Annotated in this window: 13 protein-coding genes and 2 pseudogenes; 10 read left to right on the forward strand and 5 right to left on the reverse strand. The window is 43.7% G+C overall.

All coding sequences use genetic code 11. From position 1 onward, the window contains the following. Positions 1-288: 288 nt before the first annotated feature. The 5 genes and pseudogenes from B5F18_RS11055 to B5F18_RS12455 all read left to right on the forward strand — a co-directional run bounded on the left by B5F18_RS11055 (position 289) and on the right by B5F18_RS12455 (position 6,585). Positions 289-4,965, forward strand: a complete 4,677-nt coding sequence (locus B5F18_RS11055) for a discoidin domain-containing protein (protein WP_162607587.1) — start codon at positions 289-291, stop codon at positions 4,963-4,965. A 110-nt stretch (positions 4,966-5,075) separates the two neighbouring features. After that, positions 5,076-5,159, forward strand: a pseudogene (locus B5F18_RS12920) (helix-turn-helix domain-containing protein); the annotation flags it as partial. A 27-nt stretch (positions 5,160-5,186) separates the two neighbouring features. Next, a complete protein-coding gene (locus tag B5F18_RS12925; protein ID WP_442911376.1) occupies positions 5,187-5,669 on the forward strand; it encodes a transposase in 483 nt (160 codons plus the stop codon). A gap of 146 nt (positions 5,670-5,815) precedes the next feature. After that, a complete protein-coding gene (locus B5F18_RS12450; protein ID WP_143468417.1) occupies positions 5,816-6,340 on the forward strand; it encodes an IS3 family transposase in 525 nt (174 codons plus the stop codon). Then, positions 6,337-6,585: an IS3 family transposase gene (locus tag B5F18_RS12455; protein WP_242955858.1), complete on the forward strand. Its 249-nt coding sequence runs from the start codon at positions 6,337-6,339 to the stop codon at positions 6,583-6,585. Before B5F18_RS12450 ends, B5F18_RS12455 begins: the two co-directional genes overlap by 4 nt. A 213-nt stretch (positions 6,586-6,798) precedes the next feature. On the opposite strand, the pseudogene B5F18_RS13090 reads toward B5F18_RS12455, so the two are convergent. The 4 genes and pseudogenes from B5F18_RS13090 to B5F18_RS11085 form a co-directional block, all read right to left on the reverse strand. Further along, positions 6,799-7,816: pseudogene (locus tag B5F18_RS13090) on the reverse strand (transposase); the annotation flags it as partial. 276 nt (positions 7,817-8,092) lie between these two features. Then, positions 8,093-8,281, reverse strand: coding sequence for a hypothetical protein (locus B5F18_RS11075; protein ID WP_087157720.1), 189 nt, complete (start codon positions 8,279-8,281; stop codon positions 8,093-8,095). A 115-nt stretch (positions 8,282-8,396) separates the two neighbouring features. Then, positions 8,397-9,383: a sigma factor regulator N-terminal domain-containing protein gene (locus B5F18_RS11080; protein WP_087157721.1), complete on the reverse strand. Its 987-nt coding sequence runs from the start codon at positions 9,381-9,383 to the stop codon at positions 8,397-8,399. Continuing rightward, a complete protein-coding gene (locus B5F18_RS11085; protein WP_087157722.1) occupies positions 9,380-9,874 on the reverse strand; it encodes an RNA polymerase sigma factor in 495 nt (164 codons plus the stop codon). The genes B5F18_RS11080 and B5F18_RS11085 overlap by 4 nt, the downstream gene beginning before the upstream one ends. Before the next feature lie 291 nt (positions 9,875-10,165). On the opposite strand from B5F18_RS11085, the gene B5F18_RS11090 reads away from it, so the two are divergent. The 3 genes from B5F18_RS11090 (at position 10,166) to B5F18_RS11100 (ending at position 15,860) form a co-directional block, all read left to right on the forward strand. Continuing rightward, entirely contained in the window at positions 10,166-14,854 is a 4,689-nt protein-coding gene (locus B5F18_RS11090) for an NPCBM/NEW2 domain-containing protein (RefSeq protein ID WP_087157723.1), read from the forward strand. 130 nt (positions 14,855-14,984) lie between these two features. Then, positions 14,985-15,521 (forward strand): methylated-DNA--[protein]-cysteine S-methyltransferase, encoded by a 537-nt coding sequence (locus B5F18_RS11095; protein WP_087157724.1) that lies wholly within the window; start codon positions 14,985-14,987, stop codon positions 15,519-15,521. 33 nt (positions 15,522-15,554) lie between these two features. Continuing rightward, positions 15,555-15,860 carry an MGMT family protein gene (locus B5F18_RS11100; protein WP_087157725.1) on the forward strand — a complete coding sequence of 102 codons (306 nt, stop codon included), beginning with the start codon at positions 15,555-15,557 and terminating at the stop codon, positions 15,858-15,860. Positions 15,861-15,979: 119 nt separating this feature from the next. Here the strand turns inward: B5F18_RS11100 and B5F18_RS11105 are convergent, their stop codons facing one another. Then, on the reverse strand, positions 15,980-16,306 hold the full coding sequence (locus B5F18_RS11105; RefSeq protein WP_087157726.1) for a winged helix-turn-helix transcriptional regulator: 327 nt from the start codon (positions 16,304-16,306) through the stop codon (positions 15,980-15,982). Positions 16,307-16,437: 131 nt separating this feature from the next. On the opposite strand from B5F18_RS11105, the gene B5F18_RS11110 reads away from it, so the two are divergent. Next, positions 16,438-17,061 (forward strand): 4Fe-4S binding protein, encoded by a 624-nt coding sequence (locus B5F18_RS11110; protein ID WP_242955859.1) that lies wholly within the window; start codon positions 16,438-16,440, stop codon positions 17,059-17,061. Beyond that, positions 17,051-18,586 (forward strand): ABC transporter permease/substrate-binding protein, encoded by a 1,536-nt coding sequence (locus B5F18_RS11115; RefSeq protein WP_087157727.1) that lies wholly within the window; start codon positions 17,051-17,053, stop codon positions 18,584-18,586. The genes B5F18_RS11110 and B5F18_RS11115 overlap by 11 nt, the downstream gene beginning before the upstream one ends. The last annotated feature ends 1 nt before the right edge of the window (position 18,587 follow it).

The raw sequence follows: 18,587 nt of genomic DNA on the forward strand, positions 1-18,587 counted from the left end.
GCAAGAGTGGTGCAGACAGGGCTACAGATAACACAGCAGCAGACACGACAGCAAAATCTGCAAAGACCGGAGATATGGCAAATCCGGCAACAGCAATGGAAGTAATGATATTGGCAGGAGCCGCAGTACTTATGGCTTACAGAAGAAGAAAGATTCGTTAATCGCCTGATTATAGTAAAGCATTGAAAAATGAGGAGACTGAGTTATTATAAAATTATACAGTCTCCTTATTTTCAAATTAAACAGCAAGTCAATCATGTACAAAATGGAAAAGAAAGGAGCAGATGTATGAAAAAGAAATGGAAAAGATTGATGGCGGGGATTTGTGTGACCGCAATGGGCGTTGGCGTGTTGACTCCATTTGGAGTTACAGTACAAAGTGTACAGGCAGCAGAAACTTTCACAGGAAGAGAAGTGCTCAATTTTAACTCCGACTGGGGATTTTACAGGGGAGATTTGGAAAACGCTGAGAATCCTTCATTTGATGACAGCGAGTTTGCAAATGTGACATTGCCTCATACCATGCAGCTTGCAAAGAAACATTGCCCTGGAGCAAATGGTGTTTATCAGGGAGTCGGCTGGTATCGCAGATATTTTACTCTGGACGAATCTTATGCCAATAAGAAGATCCAAATCCAGTTCGAAGGTGTTATGACTGACAGTGACGTGTATTTAAACGGAGAAAAAATTTACACAAGAAACGGCGGATATGTTGGATTTACTGTCGATATTACAGATAAGATAAAATTTGGAGAGACAAACGTGCTTGCGCTGCGGGTTTCCAAAGTGGATAACCCGGAAACACCTCCTGGAAAACCGGAGGGAAACCTGGACTTCCACTACTGGGGAGGAATCTACCGTGATGTAAACATGATCGTGACAGAAAAAACTTCTGTGACTGATGCTTTGGAAGCAGATCAGGTCGGCGGAGGCGGCGTTTTCCTTACTTATCCGGAGGTAAGTCAGGAAGAGGCAACTGTCAATGTAAAGACAGATGTTGCAAATGACAACGAAGAGGCACATGAGGTATATGTAAAACAGACTTTGGAAACAAAAGAAGGACAGGTAGTAGTGGAACGGCAGTCAGAGGCACAGGAGATTGCTGCAGATGAAAGTTACCAGTTTTCACAAGATCTGGTTGTGAGTAACCCGCATTTGTGGGGAATCGACGATCCATATCTTTATAACCTTGTAACAGAAGTTTATGAAGACGGAGTGAAAATAGATGAAGTGGAGAACAATGCAGGAATCCGTACCATTGATTTTAAATCAGACGGATTTTATCTGAACGGAGAACGTGTCTACCTCCGAGGAGCTAACAGACATCAGGCATATCAGAATGTGGGAGATGCAGCCCCAAACTCCATGCAGTACAGAGATGCGCTGCAGATCAAACAGAACGGTTTCAATGCGATCCGTGCAGCACATTATCCACAGGATCCGGCATTCTTGGATGCCTGTGATGAACTTGGTATTGTGATTATAGAGTGTCAGCCTGGATGGCAGAACTTTACCAATACACAGACCTTCTATGATCGCACGATCCGTGACACCCGCGAAATGATCCGAAGAGACCGCAATCACCCGTGTGTTGTATTGTGGGAAGCGTCTTTGAATGAAACCAACACTTCTGATCAGTGGGCAAGAGATGCGATTGCAGCAGCTCGTGAAGAATATCCTGGTGACCAGCTGTTTTTAGCATCTGATTATGGATATCACGGAGAACTCTATGATGTGTGCTATAAAGTACAGGACACGCAGTGGAGCGATAATCAGGATGACTGGGTAGACTTTGATCCGGAGAAACCATTTTTCACAAGAGAATGGGGAGACTGGGAATGGTCCAGCAAAGCTCTGAGAAAAGACGGTGAAAATCAGTTAAATACACAGATTTATACTCGTGAACGCTATCTGAACGGAAACGGATATTCAGACTGGGGCGGTCTGGAGGCATCTGACCGTATCGGCGGACATTTCCTGTGGAGTTGGAATGACTATGCAAGAGGATCCAATGCAGTGACACTTGGAAGCGGTACTGTGGATATTGACCGTTATGAGAAGAACGGTTATTACTGGTTCCAGTCCATGATGCCAAAAGACAATCCGATGTATGGAGCAATGGTCTATATTTCTTCTGATTATACAGAAAAATCTTCTTTGACAGTTCCTGTATTCAGCAACTGTGACAGTGTAAGATTGTATCAGAATGGCAATCTCGTGAAAGAAATAACAAGAGAAGAAGCAGGACAGGATGTGCCGAATATTATGAAAAAAGGCGGGAGTCCGACTTTTGAATTCCAGCTTTCTTCCTTTGAGGCGGGAACTCTGGTGGCAGAGGGAATCGTGGACGGAGAAGTGGTATGCACTCACGAAGTAAATACACCAGGTGAAGCAGCAGCACTGGAAATCGAAATCGGTGACCGCGGTGTGGAACCTGAGGCAGACGGTTCTGATTTAGTACCTGTTTACATCAAAGTAGTAGATGAAAACGGAACGATTGTTCCGGACTATGCAGGAAAAGTACATGTAGAAGTAACAGGAAATGGAGCACTTGTGGGTGAAGATATTCCTAGAATCCAAGTTCAAGATCAGACACCAGAAAAAGGCATCGGATTTGCATTTGTAAGAACATCCATGGAAGCAGGAGAGATCCAGATCACTGCAACAGCAGAAGGGCTGGAAGACGGTGCTGGAACTGTGATAACAAAGACAACAGACGACATATTTGTTCCGGATGGAGAACATACAGAATGGACAAATACAGAAGCGGATTTAGAAGATCCGGCATACAATTATAAAAACATAGCCGTAGGAAAACAGGTTATCGCATCTTCCGTACAGCCGGGAAATGGAGCAGAAAGATTAACAGATGGAGATGAAACCACCAGATGGTGTGCCGAAAACAATAGTTTGCCGCAGTGGGTGGAAGTGGATCTTGGGGCTGTCAATGCACTGAACGGATTCCAGATGATATGGGAGAATTCAGGCACAACATATCAGTATAAGATTCAGGTGTCAAATGACCGTATTAATTATGAAACGGTTGTGGATATGACAAATAGCAATCAGGCAAATGGTGAACTGGAAACTCAGCTGCAAAAGACAGAGGGACGATATGTGCGTCTGACAGTTACAGGCAGCAATAATGGATGGGCATCCCTTTATGAATTCAAGATCATTCCGGATGAAGAGGCAGAAGAGCCAGAACCAGGGGAACTGATTCCGGATTCTGCAGTTGACAGAATGGAGGCCACCTCTTCTGCACAGGACAGAGGACCGGAGAAATTAAGAGACGGTGTTACGGAGATCGGAAGCGGATGGCTGAGCGAAAGCAGAGAATTTCCACAGACAGTAACTGTATACTTTGAAAAACCACAGACATTGCTGGGAAGTCGCATTTACTGGGAAAAAGACAGCAGCTGGTATACCTATGATCTGGAGATCACAAAAGACGGAACCACATGGGAGCCGGTGATCCAGGATCTGAGAGTCGGTGGACAGCATTACAAACCAGAGACATTTGCAGAAACTGAGGAAAATGTAATTGCAGCAAGAGTGACAATCAAAAATGTCGAGGCAGGCGGTGTATATCAGATCGGTATGGCAGAATGGATGCTGTATGGTTATGAGTACAAAGAACCGGAACCGGAGCCAATCCCAGAATACGAATACTTAAGTGATTTACAATGGACATCTGCACATTCTGATTATACAGATGTTAAAAAAGACGAAGCAGCATATGGCGGAAAACTGGTATTAAATACAGAAGAAGGTCAGAGAGAATTTGATAAAGGTCTCGGAGCTGACACCAATTCTGAAATCATCTATACACTGGAAGAAGGAAAATATGACCGTTTTGAGGCTTACATCGGAATCAATGCGGCAGCAGGAAGAGACGATGGAGAAGCAGTCTTCCGCGTATATGGCGATGATGAACTTTTATATGAAAGTCCGGTAAAAATGCGTGATGAAAATTGTGAATTTGTGAGTGTTGATATTTCAGGTGTGACAACATTGAAACTGGAAGCTGTCTGGTACGGAGATGGCAGATACGGAACTCATGTAGACTGGGCAGATGCGAAAATTTATACAAAGAAAGCAGCAGAAGAACTTTCTACAGATATCCTGAAATATACGATTGATCTTGCTAAAACAGCAGACACAACTGGAGTGATCGACACTGTAAAAGCAAACTTTGAAAAAGCGCTTGCAGATGCAGAGAAGATGCTTGCAGATGCAGAGGCAGGTACAGAAGGAATCACACAGGAAATGGTAGATGCAAGCTGGCAGAACCTGATTAAGGCAATGCAGTACCTTTCTTTCAAACAGGGAGACAAGACAGATCTTGAAAAAGTCATTGCAATGGCACAAGGATTGGATCTTAGCTTATATCTGGATGAGGGACAGCAGGCATTTAAAGATGCACTTGCAGTAGCACAAAACGTACTGGCAGATGGAGATGCAATGCAGGATGAAGTAGATCAGGCATGGAAAGATCTTCTGAAAGCCATGAGTGAACTTCGTCTGAAACCAAACAAAGACGCGCTGAAGAACCTCATTGACGAGGCAGAAGGTATGAATATAGAAGGCGCTGATGAAGAAGTTGCAGCGGTATTCAGAAACGCACTTGCAGCAGCAGTTGCAGTATATGACAATGAACAGGCAACGGAAGAAGAAGTTGTAAAAGCAACCGCAGATCTTCAGGCAGCAGTTGATAAGATTCAGGCATCCACAGGAGATACAGAGGATGAACAGAATGAAAACAACAGCGGAACAGAAAATACAGATGCAGATAATAGCAAGAGTGGTGCAGACAGGGCTACAGATAACACAGCAGCAGACACGACAGCAAAATCTGCAAAGACCGGAGATATGGCAAATCCGGCAACAGCAATGGAAGTAATGATGTTGGCAGGAGTTGCAGTACTAATATGCATAAAATGCAGAAAAGATTATAAAAAATAAAAAGTGTCATGATAAATGATTAAATAGAGGTTGTCGCACCATGTGTGATATGCTCCCTTCTAGGTAGACAAGTGAAATAATAAAAACTTGTCACTTAGAGGGAACTATGTCGTATCTATGGAATGAGCGAGGGAGCCTTAAAAGGCTGGATTCGTTTATACAATGCTTTTGGGTGGGAAGGTCTGGTAACTGGCAGCAAGGCAAGGCATTATTCTTCTGAAATCAAACAAGCAGCAGTAGAGGACTATCTTTCAAAACGCCTTACTGGTCCGGAAGTACTGAAAAAATATAAAATCCGTTCAGAAACCCAGCTTCAGAACTGGATCATGAAGTATAATGGTCATGAGGAACTGAAATCTTCTGGAACAGGAGGCTGTACCATCATGACAAAAGGAAGAAAGACTACCTTTGAAGAAAGGGTTGAGATTGTCCGATATTGCATCACACATAATCGTAATTATGCAGAAACATCCCAAAAATACGGAATATCTTACCAGCAAGCCAGAAATTATACCGTAAAATATGAATCCGGCGGTGTGGATGCCCTGAAAGATCGCAGAGGGAAGAGAAAACCTCTTGAAGAAATGAGTGAGCTAGAAAGGCTGCGGGCAGAGGTAAAATTGTTGCAGGCAGAAAAGAAACGGGCGGAAATGGAGGTATCCTTCTTAAAAAAACTCGAAGAAATAGAGAGGAGGCGGGGCTAAGCCTGATCCGACATGAATCTGTATACCAGGCGATAAAAAAAGAACATGAAGAGCACGGCTATCCCATCCGGAGCCTGTGCGGGCTTGGGGGCATTTCCCATGCGGCGTATTATAAATGGCTGCATAGGAAGACACCTGAAAGTGAGTTGGAAAACCAACATATAGCGGATGAAATAGAAAAAATCCATAAAGACTCCCCAGACAAAGGATACCGGAGAATACGGGATGATCTGGAACGTTATCATGGCATGAAAGCCAATGATAAGCGAATTCTGCGGATCTGTCGTAAGCTCGGTATAAAGTCTACGATAAAATATGCAAACAATGGATGTACCCGTCAGGCAAAGAATCCGCAGTATATTGCCGAAAATATACTTGACCGGCAGTTCAGCGCACAAGCTCCGAATGAGAAATGGCTTACCGACGTGACGGAATTTCATTACTATGTCGGTCTGGAGAAACACAAGGTTTATCTTAGTGCCATTCTCGACTTATATGACAGAAGAATTGTATCTTCTGTTATTGGCGACTTAACAATAATGAGCTGGTATTTCGTACTTTTGATGAAGCTATCCAGGCAAATCCAGATGCACATCCGCTTTTTCATAGTGACAGGGGTTTTCAATACACAAATAGGGCGTTTCATAAAAAACTGGAGAGTGCGGGGATGATACAGAGTATGTCGCGGATAGCAAAGTGTATTGACAATGGACCGATGGAAGGATTCTGGGGAATTGTAAAAAGAGAACGTTACTATGGCAGACATTTTACAAGCAGAGAGGCGCTTGTGTCTATGATAGAGGAATACATAACGTATTATAACGGTCGCCGGTTGCAACGGAATCTGGGAATAATGACACCAATGGAAAAGCATGAAAGGCTATTTACATGTAGCATAAAAACTGCCAGCAGGTAAAGCCTACTGGCAGAAAAACTTATATTTTTTTCACTGTCTACTTGACGGGGAGCGGTTCAATGAGTAAAAAATCATAGATGCGGCAGCATCTTTATGCCATTTTTTAACGGGTTTATTCTTTCCATTTGTTCCTTTCCCAATAAAAGAGCGCACTTAAATAAACCTTTTACTAAAAAAGGCTCTATCTCGAAATCCGATTTTAACCTCTCAAAATCAGACGGTTTGTTTTAGTGGGAATAGATGCTGTCCAGTCCTTTCAGCCTGGATTTTATGATGCAGTTTATTGATGTTATATCCGATTGCAAGTAGGATACTTTGTGCGGTGACATTTGCCTTCCCACGGTACAGATATCGTCGGAATTCCATATCCTCTTTGATGTTTGCAAAACTGCCTTCCGCCTGCATACTCCGGTTCATACAAAGCTGTGTTCCATATTTACTGGTGATTCGTTCCAGTGTCTCCTGACGTTTTTCTTTCATCTTTTTTGAAACGTACAGCACTTTCTGCCGCTCTTCCATTGGAGTTTTGCAGTTGTTCCCCTTAATACATTCTGTTTTGAAAGGCATCCGTTGCAGCTGCTGCTTCGATATACGATAACGGTTCTCTGATATCCACGGGCTGTCTTTTCTTTCTTTTCATACTGGACAGTCAGCACCTGTCTATTTTTGCAGTAATAGCAGTCTGCCTCCCCGTCATACTCCATGTTTTCCGTACGTCCGATATCCTGATGGTATTTCCGGGTTTTCGAAATCTCATAGTTCTGGGGTTTGATATAAGAAAGCCGGGAGTTTTCTTCGAGGAACAGATAATTCTCTTCACTTTCATATCCTGCATCCGCTACGATTTCCTGATATTTAAACGGAGGGTATGCTTCCATATCTTTCAGAAACGGGATCAGTGTCCTTGTATCTGTAGGGCGGGAACTGAGATCCAGCCATGTGATATATTCCAAATCCACGCCATGCTGGAGATTATAAGCCGGTTTCAGCTGACCGTTTTACATGGCATCTTCCTTCATCCGCATAAATGTTGCATGGGGGCGGTTTTGGAATAGCTGTTGCGTTCCCCATATACATGGAGTTTGTGATTGTATTCTTTCAGTTTACCTATGTAAGTTTCCAATATTTCGATGGATTTTTGGAGTCGTGTTTTTCTCCGCCCGATCCTATGAACAAATATAATCCCATCTTTTTTTCTCGTACGGTATAGCTTTTTACGCAGTCTTTTTAGACAGTAATAGTTCTGCGTTGCTCTTTTGTAAATCAATTTCTAAAACTCTAAATATTCTCCCTGCATACATACAAAACAATCATTTTCCTCTTCATAACAGAATCCTTTTTTTATCGCATTATTCTGATATTCTCGTATAGCCGTATAGCCATTGATCCCTAATAACTCCAGCCCTCTGTGTACAGCTCCTATATCATATCCCCGTCTAAGCCAATTTCCTGATATTTACAAGGCTGTACCTTCCAATGCTCCAGGATAATATCGCTTTCACGTTAGTTAGCAGGATAACAGTCGACTCCAGTCAATAGATTTTCTCCCAACATGGGAATAATACGGAGCAGCTTTTTCATATATGAAATCAAAGTTTACACAGTCTTTAATCCGTTTCAGAAGATGTCCCTCTGGAATCATAGAATCTATATCCAGGATTACCATCTGGATTTGTCCGCTCTGTTTTCCTATCATAAAAATTATCTCCCGCAATTGATATAATAATTATACCATACAGTAAGATCATTTTACTTTAGTTTGTCAACAGGTTCAATTTGAAACGGTCTCCATTTATAGAAATTAAAAGTTTCTAATTCCACTTACTTAGTTTTACTTCATCGATAAGGATAGAAATTGTTTCTGTATCCTCAAGATAAGCAATGATATCATCACGGTTTCCGGAAATGCAGTAGTACTTGCTCTCCAATTTTTCCAGATTTTTGGCATCTGTATAGGTTTCTTCCAAAACATGTTTGGTGTCCGTATAGTCGCGATGACTGTCAAATAACCCAAAGTCTCTCCAAATCTGTTCGTTGTCCAGCAGGTTTTTCAGATTGGATAGATAGACTTCTTTTAACTCGCTGTCTGTCATTTCGTCCCTATAATCACTGTCGTCATACGCAGCACTCATCCACATACTCAATCCACCCTGAAACTGTACGTTTGGCTGATAAATCTGGATCCATTCCAAATGCACCCCGCTTTTTCTTAAGTTTTCAACAGTTTCCGGTGTCTTTGCTCCGATCGAGAGATAGAGGTTGGAAGAAACTGGCAGGCCTTTTATGTCGTTCAGCAATGTCTCCTTGTCTGTCCAAGTATCGTTAAAACGTCCAAACATGTGCATGAGAGACATATCAGGATCCATTTTTACAGTATATTTCCCAAACTTAAGTTCCAGTTCAACATTAGGACTGCCATAAATAATGGGTTTTTTGTGATCTGCAGCCTGTATTTGAAGATCATATCGGGCAAATCCCCTTTTGGTTACGTCAAGGCTTGCGATTTCCGTATAAGGTGTTGTTGTCTCCCAATAGTCTCTGAATACATGAAACATTTTCTTTTCCGGTTCTTTGTTAAGTTCATATGGGTTGAGAAAAACAGCATTCAAGAAAGGGTTGATGAGCAAAAAGAGTGCGGCTGCAATGGCAACGAAGACGGCTATGGTACGCAGCACCAGTTTTCGGACTCTTTTTTTGATACTCTGTTCAATTTTCTTTTCCAGATCATCCTGTGGTGGTATGTCGTCTAAGAGAATTTCCAGTTCTTTGTCTAATTTCGTTTCATCCCATTCATTCATAATGATCCCTCCTTCATTTTTTTCATTAATTTTTGTTTTGCGCGCGAGCGTATCTTTCTTACATTTTCCTCCGAGAGCTGGTGCAGCCTTGCAATCTCTTTGTCCTTCATATGAAAATAGACACTTTCCATCAAAACTTCTTTCATAGGAACCGGAAGTTCTAAGATTGCATCAAACAAGGCCTGCCGTTCTTCTGCCTTTACGATATTGTTCAATACATCTACATTGGAGGAATGATGATCCAAAATAATTTCGCCGTTGTCCAGTATTTCTCTTTTTTTCTTCCTTTGTAGATTTAAAAATTCATTTTTTAGAACAGTTATGAGCCAATATTTGATATTTCCACTTTGCTTGTAGGATAAATATGCTTTCACAAATGTGTTGTGGAGCAGATCTTCTGCGTCATAGCCGTTTCCGGTAAGAGACAGCGCGTACAAATACAATGGTTTTGCATAACGTTTATATATAAAATCCCATTCATCATGAAACATACGATCCCCCCTTTATCTTTCTATATAAGTAAAACACATTTACCGTCTGTTTGTGACATGAATTTTCAAATTCCTGTGATTAAACTGAGCAAAGCGAAAAGAAACCGGGAAAGGAAATAGCTGAATATAATAAATCTGTCTAATAAAATAAAAATATTATTATTTTACAAATAAATTATTGATAACAACAAATAGTCTATTGACTAATACGTCTGAAGTGTGCAAAATATAAAAGAGATACATATAAATAAAAGGAAATATGTACAAATCTAACAGGAAAGGAGAAGAAGAATGAAAAGAAAATGGAAAAAGCTGTTGGCCGGACTTTGCGTGGCAACAATGGGAATGAGCATGTTTGCTCCCCTTGGTATTCCAGCCAGGGCCGTGCAGGCGGAAGACCGTGTAAGCGGCAGAGAGGTGCTCAACTTTAATTCTGACTGGGGTTTTTACAGAGGAGACCTTGAAAATGCAGAAGATCCGGATTTCGATGACAGCGAGTTTGCTGCTGTCACGCTGCCGCACACCATGCAGCTGGCAAAAAAGCACTGCCCGGGAGCGAACGGGGTTTACCAGGGAGTAGGCTGGTACCGCAGATACTTTACACTGGATGAGTCTTATGCAGGAAAAAAGATCCAGATCCAGTTTGAAGGTGTGATGACAGACAGTGATGTGTACTTAAATGGAGAGAAAATCTATACAAGAAACGGCGGATATGTCGGATTTACGGTGGATATCACAGACAAAGTAAAAGTCGGTGAGACAAACGTACTTGCGCTGCGTGTTTCAAAAGTGGACAATCCAAACACACCTCCCGGAAAGCCTGAGGCAAGTCTGGACTTCCATTATTGGGGAGGTATCTACCGGGATGTCAACATGATCGTCACAGAAAAAACTTATGTAACAGACGTACTTGAGGCAGATAAGGCCGGAGGCGGCGGAAGCTTCCTTACTTATCCGCAGGTGAGCAAAGAGGAGGCTGTTGTCAATGTAAAGACAGATGTTGCAAACGACAATGAAGAGTCTCATGAGGTTTATGTCAAACAGATTCTGGAGGACAAAGGCGGAGCGGCTGTTGTAGAACAAGAGTCCGAAAAGCAGACGATCGCTGCAGGGGAAAGTTACCAGTTTGCCCAGGATCTGACAGTTGAGAATCCGCATCTTTGGGGAATCGATGATCCATACCTTTACAATCTTGTGACAGAAGTGTATGAAGACGGCGTAAAGGTGGATGAGGTGGAGACAAATGCAGGAATCCGTACGATTGATTATAAACCAGACGGATTTTATCTGAACGGAGAAAGAGTTTATCTTCGCGGCGCAAACAGACACCAGGCATATCAGAATGTCGGGGATGCTGCGCCGAACTCCATGCAGTACCGGGATGCCCTGCAGATAAAACAAAACGGATTTAATGCAGTGCGTGCGGCTCACTATCCACAGGATCCTGCATTTTTGGATGCATGCGATGAACTTGGGATTGTGGTGATCGAATGCCAGCCGGGATGGCAGAACTTTACGAACAATGATACCTTCTATGATCTGACGATCCGCGACACAAGGGAAATGATCCGAAGAGACAGGAATCGCCCATCGGTTGTGCTCTGGGAGGCATCCTTAAATGAAACCAACACATCAGACCAATGGGCAAAAGATGCGATCTCAGCTGCAAGTGAAGAATATCCGGGAGATCAGCTGTTTTTGGCGTCCGATTACGGATATCACGGAGAACTCTATGATGTGTGCTATAAGGTACAGGATACCCAGTGGAGCGACAATCAGGATGACTGGGTAGATTTTGATCCTGAAATGCCATTCTTTACAAGAGAGTGGGGAGACTGGGAAGGCTCAAGCAAAGCGCTCAGAAAAGACGGTGAATCTGCGATGAACACCCAGGTTTACACAAGAGAACGTTACTTAAACGGAGATGGATATTCTGACTGGGGCGGACTGGATGCATCAGAGCGTATCGGAGGATACTTCCTGTGGAGCTGGGATGACTATGCAAGAGGTTCCAATTCCGTGACGCTTGGAAGCGGTACGGTTGACATTGACCGCTATGAAAAGAATGGGTACTATTGGTTCCAATCCATGCTTCCGGCTGACAATGAGGTGTACGGACCAATGGTCTACATTTCATCTGACTATACCAAGGAGTCTTCCCTGACTGTGCCGGTATTCAGCAACTGTGACAGTGTAAGACTGTATCAAAATGGAACTTTGGTAAAAGAGATCAGCAGAGAAGAAGCAGGAGCGGATGTCCCGAATATTATAAAAAAAGGCGGCAGTCCGATCTATGACTTCCAGCTTTCAGAATTTGCGGCAGGAACGTTGAAGGCTGAAGGAGTGGTGGATGGAGAGGTCGTATGCACCCACGAAGTAAGCACTCCTGGCGCTGCTGTAAAATTTGAAGTGGAAATTGGAGACCGTGGAGTAGAACCAGAGGCAGACGGCTCTGATCTGGTTCCAGTCTATATCAAAGCAGTAGATGAAAACGGAACGATTGTTCCGGATTACGATGGAAAGGTTCATGTGGAAGTTGGCGGCAACGGATCATTGGTAGGAGACGACATCCCTAGGATCAAAGTCCAGGATCAGACACTGGAAAAAGGAATCGGTTTTGCATTTGTAAGGACTTCTATGACAGCAGGAGATATTCAGATCATTGCCACAGCTGACGGAATGGAAGACGGTGTTGGAACTGTGACAACAAAACAAACAGACGATACCTTTGTACCGGACGGAGCACACGAAGAGTGGACAAAGACAGAGGCAGATCTGGAAGAACCGGAATACAGTTATGCAAATATTGCAGCAGGAAAAGAGGTAGCTGTTTCCACAGAGCAGAGTGGAAACGAGAAAGCCCATCTGACGGATGATGACGAGTCGACGAGATGGTGTGCATCTGACGGAAGTTTCCCGCAGTGGGCAGAGGTGGATCTTGGATCAGCATATGCGATATCCGGTTTCCAGATGATGTGGGAGCGCACAGGCGCATCATATCAGTATAAGATTGAAGTGTCCAATGACAAAGTGAATTATGAGACTGTGCTGGACATGTCTGCAAACGAGCAGGTTAACGGTGCATTGGAGACACAGATGCAAAAAGCAGAAGGCCGTTATATCAGATTGACAGTGCTTGGATGTAGTGACGGATCGTGGGCATCCCTCTACGAATTCAAGGTTATTCCGGACGAGGAGGCAGAGGAGCCGGAGCCGGGAGAACTGATTCCGGATAGTACAGTCAGCAAAATCGAGGCAACTTCTTCTGTAGAAGGCCGCGGAGCAGATAAATTAAGAGACGGAATCACTGAAATTGGCAGCGGATGGCTGAGTGAGAGCAGAGAATTCCCGCAGTCTGTGACCGTATATTTTGAAAAACCGCAGACATTGCTGGGTAGCCGCATTTATTGGGAGAAAGACAGCAGCTGGTATACTTATGACCTCGAAGTGACAAAAGACGGCGAGATATGGGAACCGGTAATACAGGATTTGAGAGTCGGCGGGCAGCACTACAAGCCAGAGACATTTGCACAGCCTCAGGAAAATGTGGTTGCGGCAAGAGTGACTATCAAAAATGTCGAGGCAGGCGGTGTATATCAGATCGGAATGGCAGAATGGATGCTGTACGGCTATGAATACCAGGAGCCGGAGCCGGAACCAGTGAAAGAATTTGAATATGTAAGCGACCTGGAGTGGACAAGCGCATATTCTGATTACGCTCAGGTCACAAAAAATGCAGCTGCATATGGCGGAAATCTGGTGCTCAACACACCGGAAGGCAGAAAAGAATTTGTCAAAGGCCTGGGAGCGGACACCAACTCAGAGATTGTCTACACACTGGAGGAAGGAAAATATTCCCGTTTTGAATCCTATATCGGAATCAATGCAAATGCATCCAAAAACGGAGGAGAGGCGATCTTCCGCGTATACGGCGACAATAAGCTGCTGTACGAAAGTCCGGTCATGATGCGTGATGACAATTGTGAATTTGTCAGCGTGGACATCGAAGGTGTGAAGACTTTGAAACTGGAGGCAGTTTGGAGCGGAAACACAGAAAACCCGGAGGCAAGATACAATACCCACATAGACTGGGCAGACGCAAAAGTTTACACCAAGACAGAAGAACTGTCTGTGGAAGTTTTAAAATATGCCGTTGAACTCGCAAAAAAAGCAGACACAACCGGAGCCATTGATTCTGTTGCAGCTGCGTTTGAAAAAGCCCTTGCAGATGCCAAAAATCTTCTGGAAAGAGTCGACGCAGGGGAATTTGGAATCACTCAGAAGATGGTTGACGAGGCATGGCAGAATCTGATCAAGACAATGCAGTATCTGTCTTTTGAAAAAGGCGATAAAGCAGATTTGGAAAAAGTGATCGCTGCAGCAAAAGCCATTGACTTACAAGACTACTTAGATGAAGGACAGGATGCGTTTAAGACAGCGCTTACTAAGGCAGAGACTGTACTGGAAGATGGGGATGCAATGCAGGATGAAGTGGATCAGGCTTGGAAAGAGCTTTTAAAAGCCATGAGCGAACTTCGACTGAAACCTGATAAAGATGCACTGAAAGCATTGATTGAAACCGCACAGGGTATGAGTGTGGAAGGATGCAGCCAGGAAACAGCGTCCGCATTTAAAAGAGTACTTGCCAATGCAGTATCTGTATATGAAGATGAACAGGCTACACAGGAAGATGTGAGTGGAGCAATGGACAATCTTCAGGCATCTGTTGATGATGTTTTGGCATCCGTGGAAAATAAAAAGAAAGACAAGGATGATATGACTATCGGCAAGGTGGCAGCAGCTGATCATGGTACATCCAAAACAGCGGCTGGAGCGGCAACAGAAAAAACAGCAGATACAGGCGAGCAAAAGAGCGCAAAGACCGGGGATGTAGCAAACCCGGCGGCAGCCGCAGTGATACTTGTACTGGCAGCAGCGGCAGGATTTGCAGCATTCGAAAGAAAGAGAAAGATAAAATAAGTATTTAAAAAGCGGGAAGAAATCGATTGTGGATTTCTTCCCGTTTTGTAATCCTAAAGCAACAGTGATTGATTTGCCGGGCAAACCAATGATAAAATAAGAATCATAACAAAGTATGGGAGGAAAGAGGATGGAAATCTTTGTCTGCAAATATGGATCACCGTTTGGAAAAATTACAATCGCAGGAAATGAAAAAGGCTTGACCGGTCTTTGGTTTGCCGGGCAAAAATATTTTGGGGCAGGTCTGCCAAAAGACTGTACGGAAAAAGAACTGCCGGTTTTTGAAAAAACGAAACAGTGGCTGGATATCTATTTTCACGGAACATGTCCGGATTTTATGTTGCCTCTTCAATTTTTGGCAAGTCCGTTCAGACAGAAGGTGTGGAAGATTTTGCTGACAATTCCATACGGACAAACCATGACCTACGGGGAAATCGCAGCCGTAATCGCAAAAGAAGAACAGCGCTTCTGCATGTCCGCTCAGGCAGTTGGAAACGCAGTGGGACACAATCCCATCTCCATTATCGTGCCATGCCACCGGGTAGTCGGAACAAACGGAAACCTGACAGGATATGCCGGAGGAATTGATAAAAAGAAAAAGCTCCTTGAACTGGAGAAAGTCGATATGTCAAAATTTTTTGTCCCGAAAAAGGGGACCGCGATTTAGAGGCTGTTTACAAAGGGGAGAGGAGAAAGTTTTATGAGCAAATTGGATGAGAGGCTGATATATGAAATACTCTCTGTGGTGGACGAAATTCCAATGGGAAAGGTTGCAACCTACGGACAGATTGCCAGGCTGATTGGCCGGGAAAAGAATGCCAGGCTGGTGGGAAAAGTACTCAGTCTGTCGCAGTACTATGGGGAGTACCCCTGTCACCGGGTCGTGAATCATCAGGGGCGGCTGGCACCGGGATGGATGGAACAAAGAGAGCTGCTCCTGGAAGAGGGTGTATTGTTCAAAGATGACTCGCACGTGGACTTAAAAAAGTGTGAGTGGGAGGAGTGAAAAAACCGGCATTCTACAGAGCTAGAATGCCGGTTTTTTTATAACATGGAAAGTGTCACTTTTCCATGTTATAAAATCCTTCCGGCTGGTTGTGCAAATCCAAAGTCATATCTGTATATCTAATTTTCATATCTTTTTTTATAGTTCATTCCCCATTCAACCATGGAATCAAGAACTGGTTTGAGACTCAATCCTGTTTCCGTCAATGTGTACTCCACCCTTGGTGGGACTTCCGGATATACTTTGCGGGTAAGAAGTCCTCCTGCCTCCATGTCCCTTAAATGGGAGGTCAGGACTTTCTGAGAGATTCCCTGGATTGATTTTTTTAATTCTCCGAATCGTTTTGTTCCGCCAAGCAAGTCCCGGATGATGAGTACTTTCCAGCGGCTGCTGATGAGCATCAGTGTTGTCTCCACCGGGCAGGCCGGCAGTGTTTTTGTTTCCATAAAGTTTACACCTCCATTAGTTACTTTTTGGTACCTACAGTACTTTTTTGTGCCTACTTGCGTAATAGGATGTATATACCTAATATATGGTGTAGAGAGAGAACTGTCAAGAAGGAAAGGGGTACAGCAAGGTGGAAAAAGAATATTTGAGATTATTAAGGGAATTGAAAAGCGTGTCCATGGCTACAGTGGACGGAGAGGGATGCCCACAGGTGCGGATCATTGATGTGATGCTGGTGGAGGATGGAGCACTTTATTTTTGTACTGCAAGAGGAAAATCCTTTTATGAGGAACTCATCCGGACAAAAAAAGTTGCCATTTTGGGGATGACAAAGGAATATCAAACGATCCGTTTAAATGGAGAAGCAGAAAAGATGAAAGAACAAAAATACTGGGTCGACCGGATTTTTGAGGAAAATCCGGTTATGAACGAAGTGTATCCTGGCATGGCAAGATATATTTTGGAACCTTTCCGGGTCAAAGACGGAACCATCGAGTATTTTGACTTGAACACACATCCGATCTTTCGTGAGGATACAGGGATTGGCACGTTTACTCCTCTGCAAAAAGGCTTTCAGATTACGGAAACATGTATATTGTGCGGCAGCTGTGAGGCGGTTTGCCCGCAAAAAGCCATTGTCTGCAAGGATGGGAACTATGTGATAGGGCAGGAGCATTGCCTGCACTGTGGATTATGTATGGAAACATGCCCCGCTGGGGCGATTGTAAAAAGGGGGCAAAATTATGGTGTCTGAAGTGTGGACGTTGTTGTGTGAAAGAAGAGAATTTTTTTGGAATCTTTGTGTACAGCACCTTGTTATTTCAGCAGCTGCGGTCGGGATGGCAATTGTGTTTGGGGGAATTATTGGGATCATTGCGGGTGAAATGCGCCGTTCCTCCAAACCAATCGTAGGAATCGTCAACTTTCTTTACACGATTCCGTCCATTTCCATGCTTGGTTTTTTTATTCCGGTTTTTGGTATCGGGAATACAACCGCAGTGATCACGCTCACCTTGTATGCGCTTTTACCCATGGTGAGAAGTACTTATACTGGTTTGAAAAATGTGGATGAACACTTGATCGAAGCTGCAAAAGGGATGGGCAGTACCAAGTTTCAAATTTTGTATAAGGTAAAATTACCGCTCGCTTTGCCGGTCATGATGTCCGGAATACGCAATATGGTTGTGATGACGCTTGCGCTTGCAGGAATTGCATCCTTTATTGGAGCAGGAGGACTTGGTGTGGCGATATACCGGGGGATCACAACAAACAATATGGCAATGACTGTGGCGGGCAGTCTTCTTATCGCGCTTTTAGCCCTCCTTTTGGACTGGGTGATCGGGGTTTTGGAAAAATGGCGGGGAAAGAGGAAGAAAAAGGGAAGAAAAAAGCTTATTATTGCAGGAATAATGATATTGGCTGCAGGAATAGGAGGTTCTTTTTTGTGGAACGAAGGGAATAAGACGGAGATCGTGCATATTGCCACAAAACCGATGACGGAGCAGTACATTATGGGGGAAATGCTGGATATTTTAATTGAAGACAGCACAGATCTTCAGGTGGAGATCACGCAAGGGGTGGGCGGCGGAACTTCAAATATCCAGCCGGCCATGGAGAGCGGAGACTTTGATATCTATCCGGAGTACACCGGAACTGCATGGAATATGGTGTTAAAAAAAGAAGATCTGTATACAGAAGAAAAACAAGGAGAGCTGAGACGTGCGTATCAGGAGAAATACGATATGGAGTGGCTTGGCATGTATGGATTTTCCAACAGCTATGCTCTGGCAGTGAGAAAAGATCTGGCTGAAACATATGATCTGCACACCATTTCGGATTTAAAAGAGATTGCCCCTTCGCTCACTTTTGGGGCAGAGTATGATTTTTATGAGAGGGAGGACGGATATGAACCGCTGTGTGAGACATATGGTCTTCAGTTTAAAAACACAGTGGATCTGGATATCGGGTTAAAGTATGAGGCAGCAGGGCAAAAAGAGATTGATGTGATGCCTATTTTTACGACAGATGGACAGTACAGTGTCTCTGATATGGTGGCCTTGGAGGATGACCTGCATTTCTATCCGTCCTATGCATGCGGCAATATAGTGCGCGGGGAAGTTCTCAGAAAACACCCAGAACTGCAGCAGATACTTGGGAAACTGGATGAAATTTTGACGAACAAAGAGATGGCAAGACTTAATTATGAAGTAGAAACAGAAGGGAAAGAGCCAAGGCAGGCGGCAGAGGAATTTTTAAGAAAAAAAGGGTTGATTTTGTAGG

It is taken from the genome of Lachnoclostridium sp. An181 (assembly GCF_002160325.1).
GTDB lineage: Bacteria > Bacillota > Clostridia > Lachnospirales > Lachnospiraceae > An181.